This window comes from Pseudomonas nitroreducens, assembly GCF_014204515.1.
In the GTDB taxonomy this organism is placed as follows: domain Bacteria; phylum Pseudomonadota; class Gammaproteobacteria; order Pseudomonadales; family Pseudomonadaceae; genus Pseudomonas; species Pseudomonas nitritireducens_A.
In genome coordinates this window covers 300,829-320,001 of record NZ_JACHLI010000003.1, presented here as the reverse complement: position 1 = coordinate 320,001, position 19,173 = coordinate 300,829, and the positions used below count along the sequence as shown (strand labels likewise).

Sequence of the window (19,173 nt, the reverse complement as noted above, 5' to 3'; positions counted from 1 at the left end):
AATCCGGGAGCGGGGTTGGCTTTTATCACGGCGACCTTGGCTGCCGTGGTCATGTCTGAAGGCCTGGGTTTCGAGGCGCTGTCGGCGCGAGAATCGCTCGGGCCGTTGCAACGCTTCCGGGGACTGCCTCGTGTCCATTCAATGTGTTTGCAGGCGGTTGGGGATGGCGATTACGCGATCATCCGCAGGCCTGGCCACTTTTGGCGGCCTCCCGAATATAGCAGCAATGATTAAGTGCTTCAATTGAATGAAAAATTGATATTATGGACGGATGACTAATCCCGCCCCTCCGACTTCCGGCGTCCAGCTGCTTGAAGTCGCGCCGGAGTATGCCGGCCAACGCATCGACAATTTCCTCCGTACCCAGCTCAAGGGCGTGCCCAAGACGCTGATCTATCGCATCCTGCGCAAGGGCGAAGTACGGGTGAATAAAGGACGTATCAAGCCCGAGTACAAGCTGCAGGCGGGCGATGTGATCCGCGTTCCGCCGCTGCGCCTGGCCGAGCGCGACGAGCCGGTGCCGCTGGCCCAGGGCCTGCTGGAGCGCCTGGAGGCGTCCATCGTCTTCGAGGACAAGGCACTGATCGTGGTGAACAAGCCCACCGGTATCGCCGTGCATGGCGGCAGCGGCCTGAACTACGGGGTCATCGAGGCTTTCCGCCAGTTGCGTCCGGAGTGCAAGGACCTGGAGCTGGTGCACCGCCTGGACCGCGATACCTCCGGCCTGCTGATGATCGCCAAGAAGCGCAGCATGCTGCGCCACCTGCACGACGCCCTGCGTGGCGAGCGTATCGTCGACAAGCGTTATCACGCCCTGGTGCGCGGCAACTGGCCGGCAGCGAAGAAACAGATCGCCGTGCCGCTGCTGAAGAACAACCTGCGCTCCGGCGAACGCGTGGTGGAAGTGAATCCCGAGGGTAAGGAAGCGCTGACCGAGTTCAAGGTGCTGCGCCGCTTCGGTGACTTCGCCACCCTGGTGGAGGCGCGGCCGATCACCGGGCGCACCCACCAGATTCGCGTGCACGCCAAGCACGCCGGCCACTCCATCGCTGGCGATCCCAAGTACGGCGATGAAGATTTCTCCCGCGAAATCCGCGAGCTGGGCGGCAAGCGCCTGTTCCTGCATTCGGCTTACCTGCGCGTGCCGCTGCCCGATGGCGCGGTGCTGGAGCTGGAAGCGCCAGTGGACGAGGTCTGGCAGCGCACCGTGGAGCGTCTGGATGCGTGAGTATTCCCTGCTGATCTTCGACTGGGATGGCACGCTGGTGGATTCCATCGGTCGTATCGTCGAGGCCATGCGCGTGGCGGCGGTCAATTCCGGCCTCCCTGAACGCAGCGATGCGGCGATCAAGGGCATCATCGGGCTCGGTCTGCCGGAAGCCATCCAGACCCTGTATCTCGAGGTGGTGGACGGCGAGCCGCTGGATCGCTTCCGTCTCGACTACGGCAATCACTACCTGAGCCTGGAGGTGCAGCCTTCGCCGTTGTTCCCGGGTGTGGCCGAGGCGATGGTGGAGTTTCGCGCTGCGGGTTACCAACTGGCGGTGGCTACCGGCAAGAACCGCCGTGGGCTGGATCGCGTGCTGGCGGGGCAGGGCTGGACCGATTTCTTCGATATCACCCGTGCCGCCGACGAGTCGGCGAGCAAGCCGGATCCGCGCATGCTGCACGAGATTCTCGAGCACTGCCGGGTCGATGCCCGCGATGCGCTGATGGTGGGTGACTCGCCGTTCGATCTGGAGATGGCGCGCCGCGCCGGGATGGATTCGGTGGCGGTGGGTTACGGTGCACAGTCGCTGGATATCCTTCGCGAGTATGCTCCGGCGCTGGAAGTGGGGCATTTCAATGAATTGCGCGCCTGGTTGGCCAGGCGCTCGGTGAAACCGCAGCTTGAGGTGGGTAACTGATGTCGGATGAATGGAAGGCGGACGATAGCAGGGCAGTTCAGTCGGCAGCGGCTGATGACAAGAGCTGGAAGCTGCTGGAGAAGGCGGTGCTGGCAGGTGTGCAGGAGCAACGGCGGTCGCGCCGCTGGGGGATTTTCTTCAAGCTGCTGACCTTCGTTTACCTGTTTGGCGCGCTGGCACTGTTCAGTCCGTTCAGTGGTCTGTCCAAGTCCGCTTCGCGTGGCGCCAGTCACACGGCGATGGTCGAGGTGAAGGGCATGATCGCCGACAATGAGGCGGCCAGTGCGGACAATATCGTCGGCGCGCTGCGCGCGGCTTTCGAGGATGCGGGCACCAAGGGCATCATCCTGCGCATCAACAGCCCGGGCGGCAGTCCGGTGCAGTCGGGCTATATCTACGATGAAATCAAGCGCCTGCGCGGTGAGCATCCGGATATCAAGGTCTACGCGGTCATCAGCGATCTCGGGGCATCCGGCGCCTATTACATTGCCAGCGCTGCCGACCAGATCTATGCCGACAAGGCCAGCCTGGTGGGCTCCATCGGCGTGACCGCGGCCACTTTCGGCTTCGTCGGCACCATGGAAAAGCTGGGTGTGGATCGCCGCCTCTATACCTCTGGCGAGCACAAGGCCTTCCTCGATCCGTTCCAGCCGCCGAAAGCGGATGAGACCGCGTTCTGGCAGCAGGTGCTGGATGTCACCCACAAGCAGTTCATCGACAGCGTGAAGAAGGGGCGTGGCGATCGCCTGAAGGACAAGGACCATCCGGAGCTGTTCTCCGGGCTGATCTGGTCTGGCGAGCAGGCGCTGCAGCTGGGGTTGATCGACGGCCTGGGCAGCACCAGCTACGTCGCGCGCGAGATCGTCAAGGAAAAGGAAATCGTCGACTACACCGTGCAGGATTCACCTTTCGATCGCTTCGCCAAGAAGCTGGGCGCCAGCGTTGCCGAGCACATGGCGTTGTGGATGGGCTTCCAGGGCCCGGCCCTGCGCTGAAGCCTTCCTTATATAAGGAAGGAAAAGGCCCGGCGATTGCCGGGCCTTTGCATTTCGGTTTCTGTCGTCAGGCTTTCTGTTTCAGGGGATGGGCACCTGTTCGGCGAGCAGCATGTCCACCAGGCGGATCAGCGGCAGGCCGACCAGGCTGGTAGCGTCATCGCCTTCGGTGCGGCGGAACAGGCTGACGCCCAGGCCTTCGGCCTTGAAGCTGCCGGCGCAGTCGAATGGTTTCTCGGCTTCGAGATAGCGGCGGATGCGCGCTTCATCGAGCTCGCGGAAATGCACGGTAAAAGGGATGCAGTCGACCCTGGCCTCGCCGGTCTGGCTGTTCAGCAGGCACAGGCCGGTGAGGAAGCTGACGCTGTGCCCGCTGGCGACCAGCAACTGTTCGGTGGCGCGCTCGATGTCGTGGGGTTTGCCGAGGATGCGTTCGCCGTTCACCGCGGCCTGGTCCGAGCCGATGATCAGGTGTGCGGGAAAGCGCTTCGCCAGAGCGCGCGCCTTGCTTTCCGCCAGTCGGCGCACCAGTTGCTCGGCGCTTTCGCCGGGCAGCGGGGTTTCATCGATATCGGGGCTGGCGCATTCGAATGGCAGGCGCAGGCGCTGCAGCAGTTCGCGGCGATAGGGCGAGCTGGAAGCAAGGATCAGGGGTAGCATGGAGAATTCCTTCGGAGCGTCGTGCTGATTCTAGCGAAAAGGGCTGTCCATACAGCGGTTTATGGCTAATTTCCTTTGACAGCTTCGGGTGCATCCCTATAATGGCGCGCTTATGTTGAATGGACCGATACCACCTCACGTTGATCCGCGCAAATTGGTAGAGCGCGCCGCCACCCTCGAGGGTGTGCTGCCGATCGCCAAGATGACACGTCTCAGCGAGCAACTGACCAGCAGTGACGGCGATGTTCACGCGAAGTTTTCCTTCTTCCGTGATCAGCAGAAGCTGGCGGTCATGCACGTCGAACTCGACGCCGAGGTGAGCATGGTATGCCAGCGCTGTCTCGAGCCGGCCAACTTCCATGTGGGTGGTGCGTATGATTACGTCATCATTCCGGAAGGCAAGTCGATCGATGATCTGCCCAGTGGCTACGATGCGCTGGAAGTGGGGGATGACCCCATCGACCTGACCTCGCTGGCCGAGGACGAGTTGCTGCTCGCCTTGCCCATCGTGCCGGTCCATGACCCTGAGGATTGCCAGCAGCCGGTGGGATACGCTACAGCGCCCGAACCGAGCGAGAACGTCGAAGAGCGGCCCAATCCGTTCAGCGTACTGGCGCAGTTGAAGCGTGACCCAAACGTTTAGGAGTTAATCAATCATGGCTGTTCAGCAGAACAAAAAATCCCGTTCCGCTCGTGACATGCGTCGTTCGCACGATGCCCTGGACGCGAGCGCTCTGTCCGTGGAAAAGAGCACTGGTGAAGTTCACCTGCGCCACCACGTCTCCCCGGACGGTTTCTATCGCGGCCGCAAGGTCGTAGACAAAGGCTCTGACGAGTAATCTTTGTCCGCACCAATCATCGCGATTGATGCAATGGGTGGGGACTACGGTCCCCACTGCATTGTTCCGGCCTGCATTTCCTTTCTGGCCGAATATGCTTCCCTCCAGCTGGTCCTTGTCGGCCAAGCTCCCCAGATAGAAGAACAGCTGCGCGGCCTTTCTGCGGTCGAGCGCCAGCGTCTTCACGTTCACCACGCCAGTGAAATCATCACGATGGACGAGCGTCCGTCCCAGGCGTTGCGTGGCAAGCCCGATTCCTCCATGCGTGTTGCCCTCGAACTGGTTCGTGATGGCAAGGCCCATGCCTGCGTCAGTGCCGGGAATACCGGTGCGCTGATGGCGCTCTCTCGCTACCTGCTCAAGACCCTGCCGGGCATCGATCGTCCGGCGATGGTGACGGCCGTGCCGACGCAGACCGGCCACTGCCATCTGCTCGACCTGGGCGCCAACGTCGATTGCAGTGCCGAGCATCTCTACCAGTTCGCCGTCATGGGCGCGGTGGCGGCGGAGGCACTTGGCAAGAGCAATCCCAGGGTCGCTCTGCTGAACGTCGGCACCGAAGACATCAAGGGCAACCAGCAGGTCAAGCTGGCCGCCAGCCTGCTGCAGCAGGCGCGTGGAGTGAACTACATCGGCTATATCGAAGGCGATGGCCTGTATCGCGGCCTGGCCGACGTGGTGGTCTGCGACGGTTTCGTCGGCAACATCCTGCTCAAGTCCAGCGAAGGGCTGGCGGCCATGGTCGCCGCGCGCCTGGAAGAGCTGTTCCGCTCCAGCCTGCCGGCCAAGGCGGTCGGTCTGATGGCGATGCCGTTCCTGCGCCGGCTGCGTGGCGACCTCACGCCCTCGCAGCACAATGGCGCGAGCTTCCTCGGCTTGCAGGGCATCGTGGTGAAGAGTCACGGCAGTGCGAAAGAAGAGGGCATCCAGAGCGCATTGCGCCGCGCGCTGCTGGAAGTCCGCGAGAATCTGCCCCAGCGGCTGCATGGTCGCCTGGAACATCTGCTGTAATGTGTGACCGCGGTCGTCAGACCGTCATCCAACTGTCAGTTCAATGCGCCAGGCTCTCGCCGGCGTTATCCATTTGATGACACAGACAAAAGGGACCTGTTGAAATGTCCGCATCCCTCGCCTTCGTATTCCCCGGTCAAGGTTCGCAGTCGCTCGGCATGCTCGCCGAGCTGGGTGCCCAGCATGCCGTGGTGCGCGAAACCTTCGCTGAAGCCTCCGCTGCCCTGGGTTATGACCTCTGGGCGCTGGTACAGGAAGGCCCGGAAGAGCGCCTGAACCAGACCGACAAGACCCAGCCCGCCATCCTCACCGTCTCCATTGCCCTGTGGCGTCTGTGGCAGGCCGAAGGTGGCGTGCAGCCGGCCTACGTTGCCGGCCACAGCCTGGGTGAATATTCCGCGCTGGTCGCCGCCGGCAGCTTGGCTTTCGCCGATGCGGTCAAGCTGGTCGAGCGCCGTGGCCAACTGATGCAGGAAGCCGTTCCCGCCGGGACCGGTGGCATGGCTGCCATCCTTGGTCTGGATGATGCTGACGTACTCGCCGCCTGCGCCGAAGCGGCCCAGGGCGAAGTGGTCAGCGCAGTGAATTTCAACGCTCCCGGTCAGGTGGTGATCGCCGGTGCCGCCAAGGCCGTCGAGCGTGCCATCGAGGCGTGCAAGGCGCGTGGCGCCAAGCGCGCCGTCGCGCTGCCGGTCAGCGTGCCGTCGCACTGCGAGCTGATGCGTCCGGCTGCCGAGCGTTTCGCCGAGGCCGTCGAGGCCGTGCAGTGGCAGATGCCGCAGATCGCCCTGGTGCAGAACGTCACTGCCCAGGTTCCGGCCGATCTGGCCGCGCTCAAGCGCGACCTGCTGGCGCAGCTGTACAGCCCGGTGCGCTGGGTCGAGAGCGTGCAGCTGCTGGCCGAGAAGGGCGTCACCGACCTGGTCGAATGCGGTCCGGGCAAGGTGCTGGCTGGTTTGAACAAGCGTTGCGCCAAGGGCGTGACCACCCACAACCTGGATTCCGCGGACGCCTTCGGCGCGGCCCGCGCGGCTCTGGCTTGAACAGGAGATAAGGCATGAGTCTGCAAGGTAAGGTTGCCCTGGTTACCGGCGCGAGCCGTGGTATCGGCCAGGCCATCGCGCTGGAACTGGGTCGCATGGGCGCCACCGTGGTCGGCACCGCCACCAGCGAGTCCGGCGCCCAGAAGATTTCCGAGTACCTCAAGGAAAACGGCATCCAGGGTTCGGGCATGGTGCTGGACGTGTCCAACGACGAGTCCGTGACCGCCGTGGTCGAGGCCATCCAGAAGGAATCCGGCGCCCCGGCCATCGTCGTCAATAACGCTGGCATCACCCGCGATAACCTGCTGATGCGCATGAAAGACGACGAGTGGTTCGATGTCGTCAACACCAACCTCAACAGCCTCTACCGTCTGTCGAAAGCCGTGCTGCGCGGCATGACCAAGGCGCGCTGGGGTCGCATCATCAACATTGGCTCCGTGGTCGGTGCCATGGGTAACGCCGGACAGACCAACTACGCCGCCGCCAAGGCCGGCCTGGAAGGCTTCACCCGCGCCCTGGCACGCGAAGTCGGTTCCCGTGCTATCACTGTCAACGCGGTTGCTCCGGGCTTCATCGACACCGACATGACCCGCGAACTGCCCGAGGCCCAGCGTGAGGCGCTGCTCGGCCAGATTCCGCTGGGTCGACTTGGACAAGCCGAAGAGATCGCCAAAGTGGTAGCATTCCTCGCTTCCGAGGGCGCAGCTTACGTTACGGGTGCCACGGTACCGGTGAATGGCGGAATGTACATGAGCTGATGTGACGAGTTCCTTCGTGGCGATGTCATATGCGCTGTCTAAAATTCTCCAAGCGTTGTGACGCTGGAATAGACAGAGCATCTGGGTCGCCGGGAAGGGGCGTCAGCGTTCAGCTTGAAATGCAGAAAACCCTTTCTATACACTTACCCGCAGCCCAGCTGTACGGATTGTCCATAGGAGTGAAAACAAGGTATGAGCACCATCGAAGAACGCGTCAAGAAGATCGTTGCTGAGCAACTCGGCGTTAAGGAAGAAGAAGTCACCAACAGCGCTTCCTTCGTTGAAGACCTGGGCGCCGACTCCCTTGACACCGTTGAGCTGGTGATGGCTCTGGAAGAGGAATTCGAGACCGAAATCCCCGACGAGCAAGCCGAAAAGATCACCACCGTTCAGGAAGCCATCGACTACATCGTCGCCCACCAGGCGTAAGACGTAGTCGTCGGTTCCCCGACGAAAGAAGCCGCACGGCCTGCAAAGGCGTGCGGCTTTTCTTTAACGCCGGCTTCTGCCGGCGTTATTGCCGTGAAACACATGAGAGGAAGTCACAGTGTCGCGTAGACGCGTAGTCATCACTGGCATGGGAATGTTGTCGCCCCTGGGTGTGGATGTGCCGAGCAGTTGGGAAGGCATTCTCGCCGGGCGCAGCGGTATCGCCCCGATCGAACACATGGATCTGTCCGCCTTTGCCACCCGTTTCGGCGGCTCGGTGAAAGGGTTCGACGTCGAGCAATACATGTCCGCCAAGGAAGCTCGCAAACTCGACCTGTTCATCCAGTACGGCCTGGCTGCCAGCTACCAGGCAGTGCGTGATTCCGGCCTGGAAGTCACCGACGCCAACCGGGAGCGCATCGGCGTTGCCATCGGTTCGGGCATCGGCGGCCTGACCAATATCGAAAACACCTGTCGTTCGCTGTTCGAGCAGGGCCCGCGGCGCATCTCGCCGTTCTTCGTGCCCGGCTCGGTCATCAACATGGTTTCCGGGTTCCTGTCGATCAACCTCGGTCTGCAGGGCCCCAACTACGCCATCACCACCGCCTGCACCACCGGCACCCACAACATCGGCATGGCCGCGCGCAACATCGCCTACGGCGACGCTGACGTGATGGTTGCCGGCGGCTCCGAAATGGCGGCCTGCGGTCTTGGCCTGGGTGGCTTCGGTGCTGCCCGCGCGCTGTCTACCCGCAACGACGAGCCGACCAAGGCCAGCCGTCCGTGGGATCGGGATCGCGATGGCTTCGTGCTCTCCGACGGCGCAGGTGCGCTGGTGCTGGAAGAGCTTGAACACGCCAAGGCCCGCGGCGCGCGCATCTATGCGGAAGTCGTCGGCTTCGGCATGAGCGGTGACGCCTTCCACATGACCGCTCCGCCGGAAGACGGCGCCGGTGCTGCGCGCTGCATGAAGGCCGCGCTGCGCGATGCCGGGCTGAACCCCGAGCAGGTCGACTACATCAACGCCCACGGCACTTCGACGCCGGCCGGCGACATCGCGGAAATCGCCGCGGTGAAGTCGATCTTCGGCGACCACGCCTACCAGCTGTCGATGAGCTCCACCAAGTCCATGACCGGCCACCTGCTGGGTGCCGCCGGTGCGGTCGAGGCGATCTTCTGTGTGCTCGCCCTGCGCGACCAGGTAGCCCCGCCGACCATCAACCTGGACAACCCCAGCGAAGGCTGCGACCTCGACCTGGTCGCCCATCAGGCCAAGGAGCGTCCGATCGACGTTGCCCTGTCCAACTCCTTCGGTTTCGGTGGCACCAACGGCTCCCTGGTGTTCCGCCGGTTCCACGGCTGATGCTGAGCTGGATCGACGGCCAGAGCGCCGAGGCCCTGTCCGCGCGTGATCGCGGGCTGGCCTACGGCGATGGGCTGTTCGAGACCATCCGCGTGTCCGCAGGCCGTCCGCGCCTGCTGGCACGCCATCGGGCGCGGCTGGAGGAGGGCGTTCGACGCCTGTCCCTGCCGGTCTCGCTCGACCTCGTCGAAGACGAACTCCTGCGTTTCTCCGCCCTGCTCGGTGATGGCGTCGCCAAGCTGATGCTGACCCGTGGCGAAGGCTTGCGTGGCTATGCGCCGCAGGCCGACGCTCAGGTCCGCCGGCTGCTGCTGGCTTCGCCGGCGCCGGCCTATCCGGCCAGGAACGGGGAGGAGGGCGTCACACTCTTTCCCTGCGTCACCCGCCTGGCCGAGCAACCGTTGCTGGCCGGTCTGAAGCACCTCAATCGCCTGGAGCAGGTCCTGGCCCGCGCCGAATGGAGCGACCCGGCCTTCGCCGAAGGATTGCTGCGCGATGTTTCCGGACGCGTCGTCGAGGGCGTGTTCAGCAACCTGTTCCTGGTGAAGCAGGGCGAGCTGCTAACCGCCGAGCTCAGCCGCTGCGGCGTCGCCGGTGTCATGCGCGCCGAGATACTCCAGCGCGCTCGCGACCTGGGCCTGCCGGTCATCGTCCGTGACATCGAGCACAGCGAACTGGCGCAGGCCGATGAGGTCTTTCTCTGCAACAGTCTCTACGGTATCTGGCCGGTGCGCGGCGTTGCCGAGCACGCTTGGCCGGTCGGGCCGCTGACCCGTAAACTGCAGGGCCAACTCCGCGAACTTCTGGATTCCTGATACGTGATGCGCAAATTGCTGGTGCTGCTGGAAGGCGGCCTGCTGCTGGCCGGGCTCGTGCTCGGCCTGGGTGCCTGGGAACAGCACCGTGCCTTGCAGCAACCGCTCCAGCTCACCGAAGAGCGTCTGCTCGACGCTCCCAGCGGCGCCACCCCCGGCCGCCTGCTGACCCGCCTGGAGGACGAGGACGTCCTGCACGGTGGTTTCTGGCTACGTCTGTACTGGCGCTTCAACCTGGCCGGCGAGGCCCTGCACAGCGGCGAATACCGCCTGACGCCCGGCATGACTGCTGCCCAGCTGCTCGACCTGTGGCGCGAGGGCGAGGTGGTGCAGTACGGCCTGACCCTGGTCGAAGGCTGGAACTTCCGCCAGGTGCGCGAACTGCTCGCCCGTCAGCCCAAGCTGGAGCAGACCCTGAATGGCCTGAGCGACGCCGAGGTCATGGCCAGGCTGGGCAAGCCCGGTGTCTTCCCGGAAGGCCGCTTCTTCCCCGACACCTACCGCTTCGTCCGCGGCACCAAGGACGTCGATATCCTCAAGCATGCCTACCAGCGCATGGACAGTATCCTCGCCGAGGAATGGGACAAGCGCGCCCAGGACCTGCCCTACAAGGACTCCTACCAGGCACTGACCATGGCCTCGCTGGTGGAGAAGGAGACCGGCGTACCCCAGGAGCGCGGGCAGATCGCCGGCGTCTTCGTGCGCCGTCTGCAGAAGAACATGCTGCTGCAGACCGACCCTACCGTCATCTACGGCATGGGTGAACGCTATGCCGGCAAGATCACCCGCGCCGACCTGCGCACGCCGACGCCCTACAACACCTATGTGATTGCCGGCCTGCCGCCGACGCCCATCGCGCTGCCCGGCCGCGAGGCGATCCATGCCGCGCTCAACCCGGTGCAAGGGCAGAGCCTGTACTTCGTCGCCCGTGGCGATGGCAGCCACACCTTCTCCGACAACCTCGACGACCACAACAGGGCCGTCCAGGAGTTCCAGATCAAGCGCCGCGCCGACTACCGATCCAGTCCGGCGCCCGTCTCGGCGCCGACGCCGGAAACCGACGCACCCGCCGCCGATGCACCGGCGGTGCCGCAAGACAAGGAGAGTGCCCAGTGAGCGGCCTGTTCATCACCCTGGAAGGCCCCGAAGGCGCGGGCAAGAGCACCAATCGCGAGTACCTCGCCGAACGCCTGCGCGAGCGTGGCATCGAGGTCCAGCTGACCCGCGAGCCCGGCGGCACGCCGCTGGCCGAACGCATCCGCGAACTGCTGCTGGACCCCAGCGACGAGCAGATGGCGGTGGATACCGAGCTGCTGCTGGTCTTCGCTGCCCGTGCCCAGCACATTGCCGAAGTGATTCGCCCGGCCCTGGCGCGCGGCGCCGTGGTGCTCTGTGATCGCTTCACCGACGCCACCTACGCCTACCAGGGCGGCGGTCGCGGCCTGCCGGTGGAGCGCATCGCCCAGCTGGAAAGCTTCGTCCAGGGCAGCCTGCGTCCCGACCTGACCCTGGTGTTCGACCTGCCGGTGGAAATCGGCCTGTCCCGTGCGGCGGCCCGTGGTCGCCTGGACCGCTTCGAGCAGGAAGGTCGCGCCTTCTTCGACGCGGTGCGCAATACCTATCTGGATCGCGCCCGCGCCGAGCCGGGGCGCTATCACATCCTCGATGCCGCGCAGACGCTGGTCGAAGTGCAGCGCGACCTCGACGGCCTGCTGCCGACCCTGCTGGAGCGCCTGCATGGCTGATATCTATCCCTGGCAGCAGGGGCTCTGGCAGCAGCTGGGCAATCGCCCGCAGCACGCCCACGCCTATCTGCTGCATGGTCCGGCCGGTATCGGCAAGCGTGTGCTGGCGGAAAATTTCGTGCATTTCCTGCTCTGCCAGCGCCCCGCGGGCGGCAAGGCGTGCGGGCAATGCAAGGCTTGCCTGTTACTCGCCGCTGGTACCCATCCGGACTACTTCCTGCTGGAGCCGGAAGAGGCGGAGAAGCCGATTCGCGTCGACCAGGTACGCGAGCTGGTGAATTTCGTGGTGCAGACCGCGCAGTTGGGTGGGCGCAAGGTGGTGCTGCTGGAACCGGCCGAGGCGATGAACCTCAATGCCGCCAACGCCCTGCTGAAAAGCCTGGAAGAGCCGTCGGGCAACACCGTGCTGCTGCTCATCAGCCACCAGCCCAGCCGCCTGCTGCCGACCATCAAGAGCCGCTGCGTGCAGCAGGCCTGCCCGCAGCCCAGCGCCGAGCAGGCGCGCGCCTGGCTGGCCCAGGCGCTGCCGGGCGAAGCGCCGGAAGTCCTCGATGAACTGCTGGTGCTGGCCGGTGGTTCGCCGCTCACCGCCCAGCGCCTGCAGGGGCAGGGTGTACGCGAGCAGCGTGCGCAGGTGGTGGATGGCGTGAAAAAGCTGCTCAAGCAGCAGATTGCCCCAAGTCAGCTGGCCGACAGCTGGAATGCCGTACCCTTGCCGTTGCTCTTCGACTGGTTCTGCGACTGGTCGCTGCTCGTCCTGCGCTACCAGTTGGCGCGTGACGAGGCGGGGCTTGGCCTCGCCGACATGAGCAAGGTGGTGCAGTACCTGGCGCAGAAAGCCTCGCAGCCCAAGGTGCTGGCCATGCAGGACTGGCTGCTCGCGCAGCGGCAGAAAGTCCTGGGCAAGGCCAATCTCAACCGTGCCCTGCTTCTCGAAGCCTTGCTCGTACAGTGGGCAAGTCTGCCCGGGCCGGGCTATAATCCGGCCATCGGAAAAATCTGCCAGGACAGCTGAATGAGCTTGCCACCAAATCTGGGTCCGCGTAACGGAATCCTGTCCCTGACCATCAAGGACAAATCCGTGCTGTATGCCGCCTACATGCCGTTCATCCGCAACGGTGGGCTGTTCATTCCGACCAACAAGACCTACAAGCTGGGCGATGAGGTCTTCATGTTGCTCAACCTGATGGACGAGCCGGAGAAGATCCCGGTAGCCGGCAAGGTCGTCTGGATCACCCCGCGGGGCGCCCAGGGCAACCGCGCTGCCGGCATCGGCGTGCAGTTCAACGATGGTGACAACACCGCGCGCAACAAGATCGAGACCTACCTCGCCGGCGCGCTGAAGTCGGATCGCCCCACCCATACCATGTAGAATCCGCAGGCTTTACAGGCTGCAAGCACGAAGCGCCCGATCGGGCGCTTCGTCATTTTCCGGAGAAAGTTTTCATGCTGGTCGATTCCCACTGCCACCTCGATCGTCTCGATCTGGCCGCCCACGACGGCTCGCTGGATGCCGCGCTGGACGCTGCCCGCGCCCGTGGCGTCAGCCAGTTCCTGTGCATCGGCGTGAGTGCGGACAATGCCAGGGCAGTGAAGGACCTGGCGGACCGCTACGCCGACGTGCACTGCTCGGTGGGCGTCCACCCGCTGGACCTGGAGCCGGGTGCCGCGCCGGCGCTGGACTGGCTGCTGGGCGAGCTGAACCACCCGCGCGTGGTGGCCATCGGCGAGACCGGCCTGGACTATCACTACGAGCCCGAGGCCGCCGAGCTGCAGCAGGAAGCCTTCCGCCTGCATCTGGAGGCCGCGAAGGTCACTGGCAAGCCGGTCATCGTGCATACCCGCGAAGCCCGCGCTGACACCCTGGCGCTGCTGCGCGAGGCGGCGCTGCCGCAGGCCGGCGTGCTGCACTGCTTCACCGAAGACTGGGAAATGGCCAAGGCGGCGCTGGATATCGGCTTCTACATCTCGCTGTCGGGCATCGTCACCTTCCGCAATGCCGAGCAGCTGCGCGAAGTGGCGCGCCAGGTGCCGGTGGACCGCCTGCTGGTGGAGACCGATTCGCCGTATCTCGCACCGGTTCCCCATCGCGGCAAGCCGAACCTGCCCGAGTACGTGCGTGAAGTGGCCGAGTACCTGGCGGTGCTGCGCGGGGTGAGCTTCGAGACCCTGGCCGAGCAGACCACCGCCAACTTCCGTCGGCTGTTCCCGCTCGCCGTCTGATCGTGTCAGCGCAGATACTTTTCCTGCGCGCAAAAAAAACCCGGGTTCTGGGGGATGAATCCGGGTCAAGACCATTAGGAGTGTAACAATAAGGTACGCGATCCTCGGTACCTTCACCGGCGGGGCACTTGGGGGGAGATGCCGCGCACCGGTATCTATCAGTATTGGCCAAGATGCGGCGCCTGCCACAGGGTGCCCGGTGTTTTTTAAACGGATTTGGAATACATCACACCGGGCTGAGCAGCTTTCTCGGCCGCGCCTGCGTTACTGGCCCGCCAGGCCATCGATCAATCCCAGGGTTTCCTCGATCAGCGCCTCGCTGGTGTAGAAGTGCGGCGAGAAGCGGATGCCCGCGCCACGCTGGATACACACCACCTGCTCGGCGCGCAGGCGCTCCAGCAGGCGGGTATTGTCCCAGCCGGCAAGGCTGAAGGTCAGGATGCCGGCGCGACGGGCCGGGTCCAGCGGGCTGTGCAGCGCGGCGCCACTGATACGGCCCAGGCCGTCATGCAGTTGCTGCACGCGTGCCTGCACCAGCTCACCGACGGTCGCCATGCCCACTTCCTCCAGCAGGCTCAGGCTCGCCTCCAGCGCCACGGCGCCGAGCATGTTCGGGCTGCCGCACTCGAAGCGCCGCGCACTGCGCGCTGGTTGCCAGTCGGCGAGGTCGTAGTTGCCGGCGTTTTCCAGCATGTGCCAGCCGTACTCCTGCAGGGCCAGTTGCTCGCGCTCGGCGGCGCGGCAATAGAACACCCCCAGGCCTTCCGGGCCGAGCATCCACTTGTGGCCGTCGGCCATGGCGAAGGCGCAGTCATAGGCCTGTGCGTCGAAGGGCAGGGCGCCCAATTGCTGGATGGCGTCGATGCAGTACAGCACGCCACGCTGGCGGCAGCCGACGCCCAGACGCTCCAGGTCCATGCGCAGGCCGCTGGCGTACTGCACGGCACTGATCGACAGCAGGCGGGTGCGCGGGGTGCAGGCGGCGAGCAGTTCGCCTTCGGGATCCGCGCCGTCCAGGCTCACCTGGATGACCTCCACGCCGCGCGGTTTCAGCGCTTCCCAGACGACGCGGTTGGAGGGGAACTCCTGGTCGCTGATCACCACCTGGTCGCCGGCGCGCCAGTCGAGGCCGAAGGCGACGAAGGACAGCGCCTCGGAGGTGTTCTTCACCAGGGCGATGTCACCGGTGGACTGCGCGCCAACCAGGCGCATCAGGCGTTCGCGCAGGCGCTTCTCGATGGTCAGCCACTGCGGATAGTCGCGGGCGCCCTGCAGGATGTTCTCCTGGGCGAAGGCGGCGACGGCGTCTGCAGCGCGCTTGGGCCAGGGCGCCACGGCCGCGTGGTTGAGGTAGCGCAGGCCGTCTTGTTGGGGAAACTCGGAAGAAAAGCTGATCATGTCGGATGGTCCGTGCAATTTGGCGCTGAATAGGCATAATACGCGGCTTCGAATTTTGACTATTTTTGACCGAACAGTCTTTTTATGCAGAAAGAGCCGCGCAAGGTTCGCGAATTCCGTCGTCGCGAACAGGAAATCCTCGACACCGCCCTCAAGCTGTTCCTCGAACAGGGCGAAGACAGTGTCACGGTCGAAATGATCGCCGATGCGGTGGGTATCGGCAAAGGCACCATCTACAAGCACTTCAAGTCCAAGGCGGAGATCTACCTGCGCCTGATGCTGGACTACGAGCGCGATCTGGCCGACCTGTTCCACTCCGAAGACGTCGCCCGTGACAAGGAGCGCCTGTCGCGCGCCTACTTCGAGTTCCGTATGCGCGATCCGCAGCGCTACCGCCTGTTCGACCGCCTGGAAGAGAAGGTGGTGAAGACCAGCCAGGTCCCGGAGATGGTCGAGGAGCTGCACAAGATTCGCGAATCCAACTTCGAGCGCCTCAGTCAGCTGATCAAGGAACGCATCGCGGCGGGCAAGCTGGAAGACGTGCCGGCCTACTTCCACTACTGCGCGGCCTGGGCGCTGGTGCACGGCGCCGTGGCGCTGTACCACTCGCCGTTCTGGCGCGACGTGCTGGAGGATCAGGAGGGCTTCTTCCAGTTCCTCATGGACATCGGCGTGCGCATGGGCAACAAGCGCAAGCGCGACGGCGATACACCGGCCGCCTGAGTCGTCATTCGGTTCGCCCATCGTCGTCGGTGCGACAGGGCTTGTGGCGAGGGTGGGGATATACTGGCATGAGTGATCCCCATCGGAGCCGAGCATGATCGTCGACCGCCAGGGCAGGCGCTTCCGCAACCTGCGGGTGAGCCTGACCGCCGCGTGCAACTACGCCTGCACCTACTGCGTGCCGGATGGCAAGCGCCTGGTCGCCGCCCAGGACGAGTTGCCTGCCGAGTCGCTGGTGCGCGGGGTCGCCTACCTCATCGAGGCGGCCGGCATCGAGCGCCTGCGGGTCACCGGCGGCGAGCCGCTGGTCAGCCCGAAGCTCGACGCTTTCCTGAACGGCGTCAGCCGCCTGGGCCTGCAGGACATCGCCATGACCACCAACGGCCAGCTGCTGTCGAAGAAGCTGCCGTTGTTGCTGGACTGCGGTATCCGCCGCCTCAATGTGTCCCTCGATACCCTGGATGCCGAGGCCTTCCGCCGCATTGCCCGTGGCGGTGATCTGGCCACCGTGCTCAAGGGGCTCGACGAAGCTCGCGCCGCGGGCCTGAAGATCAAGCTCAACATGGTGCCGCTGCGCGGGCAGAACCTCGACCAGGTGCTGCCGCTGCTGGACTACTGCCTGGAGCACGGCTTCGAGCTGCGCTTCATCGAACTGATGCGCATGGGCCACCTGGCCCATGATCCGAACGGCTTCCACCAGCAGTTCGTCAGCCTGCAGGAACTGCTGGAGCTGATCGGCGAGCGCCACCCCTACATCCAGGCCAATGCGCCGGTGGACGCCACGGCCATCCGCTATGAAGTGCCGGGGCAGGGCTTCTTCGGCGTGATCGCCAACGAGAGCGTGCCGTTCTGCCGGACCTGTTCGCGCCTGCGCCTGTCGTCCACCGGCTGGCTGCATGGCTGCCTGTCCTCGAGCAACCGCCACTACGTCGGCGACCTGCTGGACAAGCCGCGCCACCAGGCCCTGCCGGCCCTGCAGCGGCTGCTGGTGCGCGCCCTGGCCGACAAGCAGGAAGTCGCCTTCTCCGGCGGCGTCACCATCATGAAGATCATCGGCGGCTGAGATCGCCCTCAAGACCTGATTAGCCCATGCCCAACGAATTCCCCATTTCCTACATCGAGCCGGTGTTCCGCCCGCCCAGCGAGGCGCACTCGCTGATTCTTCCGGTGACCAATGGCTGTTCCTGGAACCAGTGCGGCTTCTGCGAGATGTACACGCAGCCGCAGAAGAAGTTTCGCGCCCGTGACGAGGCCGAAGTGCTGGAGGAAATCCGCCGCTGCGGCGAGCGTCTGATCGTCCAGCGGGTGTTCCTCGCCGACGGCGATGCGCTGGTGCTGCCGACGCGGCGCCTGCTCAACATCCTGCGCGCGATCCGCGAGCACCTGCCGGAGGTGGATCGCGTGTCCAGCTACTGCCTGCCGCGCAACCTGCGCAAGAAGTCGGTCGATGAGCTGAAGGAGCTGGCCGATGCCGGCCTGCGCATGGCCTACGTCGGCGCTGAGTCCGGTGATGACGAAGTGCTGGCGCGGGTGAACAAGGGCGAGACCTATGCCTCCACCCTGGACGCCCTGCAGAAGCTGGGCGAGGCGGGGATCAGGCGCTCGGTGATGATTCTCAACGGCCTGGGCGGCAGCACCTTGAGCGCCCAGCACGCCGACAACTCGGCGCGCCTGATGAACGAAGCGCAGCCGGAGTTCCTCTCCACCCTGGTGGTGAGCTTCCCCACCGGCGAGGAGCGCTATCGCGCCGGCTTCCCGGACTTCCAGCCGCTGTCCCAGGCGCAGCTGTTCGTCGAGGTCGAGCGCCTGCTGAGCGCGCTGGAGTTGCGCGACACGGTATTCCGCAGCGATCACGCGTCCAACTACCTGGTGCTCAAGGGCACCCTGGGGGCGGACAAGGCGAAGCTGTTGGCCCAGGTCCGCCAGGCCATCGAGCAACCGCAACGCGCGCACCTGCGCCAGGAATGGCAGCGCGGCCTGTGATGGCGCGGAAGCTGCATTGTCTGCCCGAATGCCGGTTTTCCGTCGCCGGCTGCGGAGACTTTCCATGCGCTACCTGATCCTCATCCTTGCCTTCGCCGCCCTGGGCGGTTGCATGAAGCCCAGCGACCTGGCCGACGGCGCGGATTATTACCTGCGCGACGCCGGCTTCCTCGACCACAGCCAGACGCGCCGCACCTCGAACTGGCGGTTGCAGCAGGACTCCTTCATCTATATCGCCCAGGGGCCGTTCGTGCCGCCGGGGCATCCCTACGCGCGGCCCAACGTGGTGGCGGAAGAGGCGTTCAACGGCTTCGTCCAGTACTTCCCGCTGGTGCGCCGGGCCAAGAGCCCTCTGGGGCTGGAGGGGGCGATGCAGGAAGCGCGATCGGCGGGCGCCAGTTATCTGCTGTATACGCGCTTCGCCCGTGGGGAGGACAATGCCGGGACCTACGAGCAGTACGAAGACACCGACAACGCCGTGGGCCGCGACCGCAGCGTGATCCAGGTGATGCTGATCGAGACCGACAACCGCTACCTGGTGGACAGTGCGACTATCCGCAGTCGTGGCGGTTTTCTGACATTCTATGACGCCAGCCCCGAGGACCTGATCGGGCGCCCGCTGGAAGACTATGCCCGCAGCCTGCTGGGGGTGAAGACGCGAGAGGAGTACCAATGACTGATCCACAGACGCAATCGGACCGGGCCGGCAACCTGCTGGCGCAGATTCCCGCCAGCAAGGACAAGGGCCTGCCGCCGGTGCATCTGTGGAACCCTGATTGTTGCGGCGATATCGACATGCGTATCGCCCGCGACGGCACCTGGTACTACCTGGGCACGCCGATCGGCCGCAAGCCCATGGTGCGGCTGTTCTCCACCATCATCCGTCGCGATGGCGACGACTATTTCCTCGTCACGCCGGTGGAGAAGTGCGGGATCACCGTGGATGACGCGCCATTCGTCGCGGTCACCCTGGCGGTGGAGGGGGAGGGCGAGCAGCAGGTGCTGCGCTTCACTACCAACGTCGAGGACGAGGTGGTGGCCGATGCCGAGCATCCGATCCGCGTCGAGCTGGACCCGCAGACCCAGGAGCCGTCGCCCTACGTGCTGGTGCGGGTGAACCTGGAGGCGCTGATCCACCGCAATGTGTTCTACCAACTGGTGGAACTGGCGGTTCCCCGCGAGATCGACGGTGTTACCTGGCTGGGTGTCTGGAGTTCGGGGCAGTTCTTCCCCATTGCGCCGCAGCCGTGACCTGCTGGTCGGAACGCGGCCAGTAGTCCT

At 64.8% G+C, this 19,173-nt stretch carries 23 protein-coding genes; 21 read left to right on the top strand and 2 right to left on the bottom strand.

The genetic code is table 11. From position 1 onward, the window contains the following. Window positions 1-271 precede the first annotated feature (271 nt). From rluC to HNP46_RS06345, 3 genes are read left to right on the top strand one after another with little or no spacing between them, the layout of a single operon-like run. A complete protein-coding gene (gene rluC / locus HNP46_RS06355) occupies window positions 272-1,228 on the top strand; it encodes a 23S rRNA pseudouridine(955/2504/2580) synthase RluC (RefSeq protein ID WP_184586902.1) in 957 nt (318 codons plus the stop codon). Next, window positions 1,221-1,907, top strand: coding sequence for an HAD-IA family hydrolase (locus HNP46_RS06350; protein ID WP_184586900.1), 687 nt, complete (start codon window positions 1,221-1,223; stop codon window positions 1,905-1,907). Before rluC ends, HNP46_RS06350 begins: the two co-directional genes overlap by 8 nt. Beyond that, window positions 1,907-2,902, top strand: a complete 996-nt coding sequence (locus HNP46_RS06345) for a S49 family peptidase (protein WP_184586898.1) — start codon at window positions 1,907-1,909, stop codon at window positions 2,900-2,902. Before HNP46_RS06350 ends, HNP46_RS06345 begins: the two co-directional genes overlap by 1 nt. 81 nt (window positions 2,903-2,983) lie before the next feature. On the opposite strand, the gene HNP46_RS06340 is transcribed toward HNP46_RS06345, so the two are convergent. Then, the gene (locus tag HNP46_RS06340; protein WP_184586896.1) at window positions 2,984-3,562 is read right to left on the bottom strand and encodes a Maf family protein; all 579 of its coding nucleotides are present in this window, start codon (window positions 3,560-3,562) and stop codon (window positions 2,984-2,986) included. 112 nt (window positions 3,563-3,674) lie between these two features. On the opposite strand from HNP46_RS06340, the gene HNP46_RS06335 reads away from it, so the two are divergent. The 13 genes from HNP46_RS06335 (at window position 3,675) to HNP46_RS06275 (ending at window position 13,788) form a co-directional block, all read left to right on the top strand. Next, entirely contained in the window at window positions 3,675-4,205 is a 531-nt protein-coding gene (locus tag HNP46_RS06335; protein WP_184586894.1) for a YceD family protein, read from the top strand. Window positions 4,206-4,218: 13 nt separating this feature from the next. Further along, on the top strand, window positions 4,219-4,401 hold the full coding sequence (gene rpmF, locus HNP46_RS06330; RefSeq protein ID WP_184586892.1) for a 50S ribosomal protein L32: 183 nt from the start codon (window positions 4,219-4,221) through the stop codon (window positions 4,399-4,401). Between the two features lie 3 nt (window positions 4,402-4,404). Beyond that, a complete protein-coding gene (gene plsX, locus HNP46_RS06325; RefSeq protein WP_184586889.1) occupies window positions 4,405-5,412 on the top strand; it encodes a phosphate acyltransferase PlsX in 1,008 nt (335 codons plus the stop codon). Between the two features lie 104 nt (window positions 5,413-5,516). Further along, a complete protein-coding gene (gene fabD / locus HNP46_RS06320; RefSeq protein WP_184586887.1) occupies window positions 5,517-6,455 on the top strand; it encodes an ACP S-malonyltransferase in 939 nt (312 codons plus the stop codon). A gap of 14 nt (window positions 6,456-6,469) precedes the next feature. Beyond that, complete coding sequence (gene fabG / locus HNP46_RS06315) at window positions 6,470-7,213, top strand: 3-oxoacyl-ACP reductase FabG (protein ID WP_037014455.1); 744 nt, start codon at window positions 6,470-6,472, stop codon at window positions 7,211-7,213. A 192-nt stretch (window positions 7,214-7,405) separates the two neighbouring features. Next, window positions 7,406-7,642 (top strand): acyl carrier protein, encoded by a 237-nt coding sequence (acpP, locus tag HNP46_RS06310; protein WP_015477931.1) that lies wholly within the window; start codon window positions 7,406-7,408, stop codon window positions 7,640-7,642. A gap of 118 nt (window positions 7,643-7,760) precedes the next feature. After that, window positions 7,761-9,005: a beta-ketoacyl-ACP synthase II gene (gene fabF / locus HNP46_RS06305; protein WP_184586885.1), complete on the top strand. Its 1,245-nt coding sequence runs from the start codon at window positions 7,761-7,763 to the stop codon at window positions 9,003-9,005. After that, entirely contained in the window at window positions 9,005-9,820 is an 816-nt protein-coding gene (pabC, locus tag HNP46_RS06300; RefSeq protein ID WP_184586883.1) for an aminodeoxychorismate lyase, read from the top strand. Before fabF ends, pabC begins: the two co-directional genes overlap by 1 nt. 6 nt (window positions 9,821-9,826) lie before the next feature. Continuing rightward, complete coding sequence (mltG, locus tag HNP46_RS06295) at window positions 9,827-10,936, top strand: endolytic transglycosylase MltG (RefSeq protein ID WP_184586882.1); 1,110 nt, start codon at window positions 9,827-9,829, stop codon at window positions 10,934-10,936. Continuing rightward, window positions 10,933-11,565, top strand: a complete 633-nt coding sequence (gene tmk / locus HNP46_RS06290; protein WP_184586879.1) for a dTMP kinase — start codon at window positions 10,933-10,935, stop codon at window positions 11,563-11,565. The genes mltG and tmk overlap by 4 nt, the downstream gene beginning before the upstream one ends. Then, window positions 11,558-12,580, top strand: a complete 1,023-nt coding sequence (locus tag HNP46_RS06285; RefSeq protein ID WP_184586877.1) for a DNA polymerase III subunit delta' — start codon at window positions 11,558-11,560, stop codon at window positions 12,578-12,580. The genes tmk and HNP46_RS06285 overlap by 8 nt, the downstream gene beginning before the upstream one ends. After that, entirely contained in the window at window positions 12,581-12,937 is a 357-nt protein-coding gene (locus HNP46_RS06280) for a PilZ domain-containing protein (protein WP_024764484.1), read from the top strand. Between the two features lie 74 nt (window positions 12,938-13,011). After that, entirely contained in the window at window positions 13,012-13,788 is a 777-nt protein-coding gene (locus HNP46_RS06275) for a TatD family hydrolase (protein WP_184586875.1), read from the top strand. Between the two features lie 264 nt (window positions 13,789-14,052). Here HNP46_RS06275 and HNP46_RS06270 read toward each other — a convergent pair whose 3' ends face one another. Further along, window positions 14,053-15,186 (bottom strand): aminotransferase class V-fold PLP-dependent enzyme, encoded by a 1,134-nt coding sequence (locus HNP46_RS06270; protein ID WP_184586873.1) that lies wholly within the window; start codon window positions 15,184-15,186, stop codon window positions 14,053-14,055. A gap of 84 nt (window positions 15,187-15,270) precedes the next feature. Here HNP46_RS06270 and HNP46_RS06265 point away from each other — a divergent pair, with 84 nt between their 5' ends. From HNP46_RS06265 to HNP46_RS06245, 5 genes are all read left to right on the top strand, one after another. Next, window positions 15,271-15,909, top strand: a complete 639-nt coding sequence (locus HNP46_RS06265) for a TetR/AcrR family transcriptional regulator (protein WP_017517621.1) — start codon at window positions 15,271-15,273, stop codon at window positions 15,907-15,909. A 94-nt stretch (window positions 15,910-16,003) separates the two neighbouring features. Further along, a complete protein-coding gene (locus tag HNP46_RS06260) occupies window positions 16,004-16,972 on the top strand; it encodes a GTP 3',8-cyclase MoaA (RefSeq protein WP_184586871.1) in 969 nt (322 codons plus the stop codon). A 26-nt stretch (window positions 16,973-16,998) separates the two neighbouring features. After that, the gene (locus HNP46_RS06255) at window positions 16,999-17,892 is read left to right on the top strand and encodes a radical SAM protein (RefSeq protein ID WP_184586869.1); all 894 of its coding nucleotides are present in this window, start codon (window positions 16,999-17,001) and stop codon (window positions 17,890-17,892) included. A gap of 64 nt (window positions 17,893-17,956) precedes the next feature. Beyond that, a complete protein-coding gene (locus HNP46_RS06250) occupies window positions 17,957-18,568 on the top strand; it encodes a DUF4823 domain-containing protein (RefSeq protein ID WP_184586867.1) in 612 nt (203 codons plus the stop codon). Then, the gene (locus tag HNP46_RS06245) at window positions 18,565-19,143 is read left to right on the top strand and encodes a DUF1285 domain-containing protein (protein WP_184586865.1); all 579 of its coding nucleotides are present in this window, start codon (window positions 18,565-18,567) and stop codon (window positions 19,141-19,143) included. Before HNP46_RS06250 ends, HNP46_RS06245 begins: the two co-directional genes overlap by 4 nt. Window positions 19,144-19,173 lie beyond the last annotated feature (30 nt).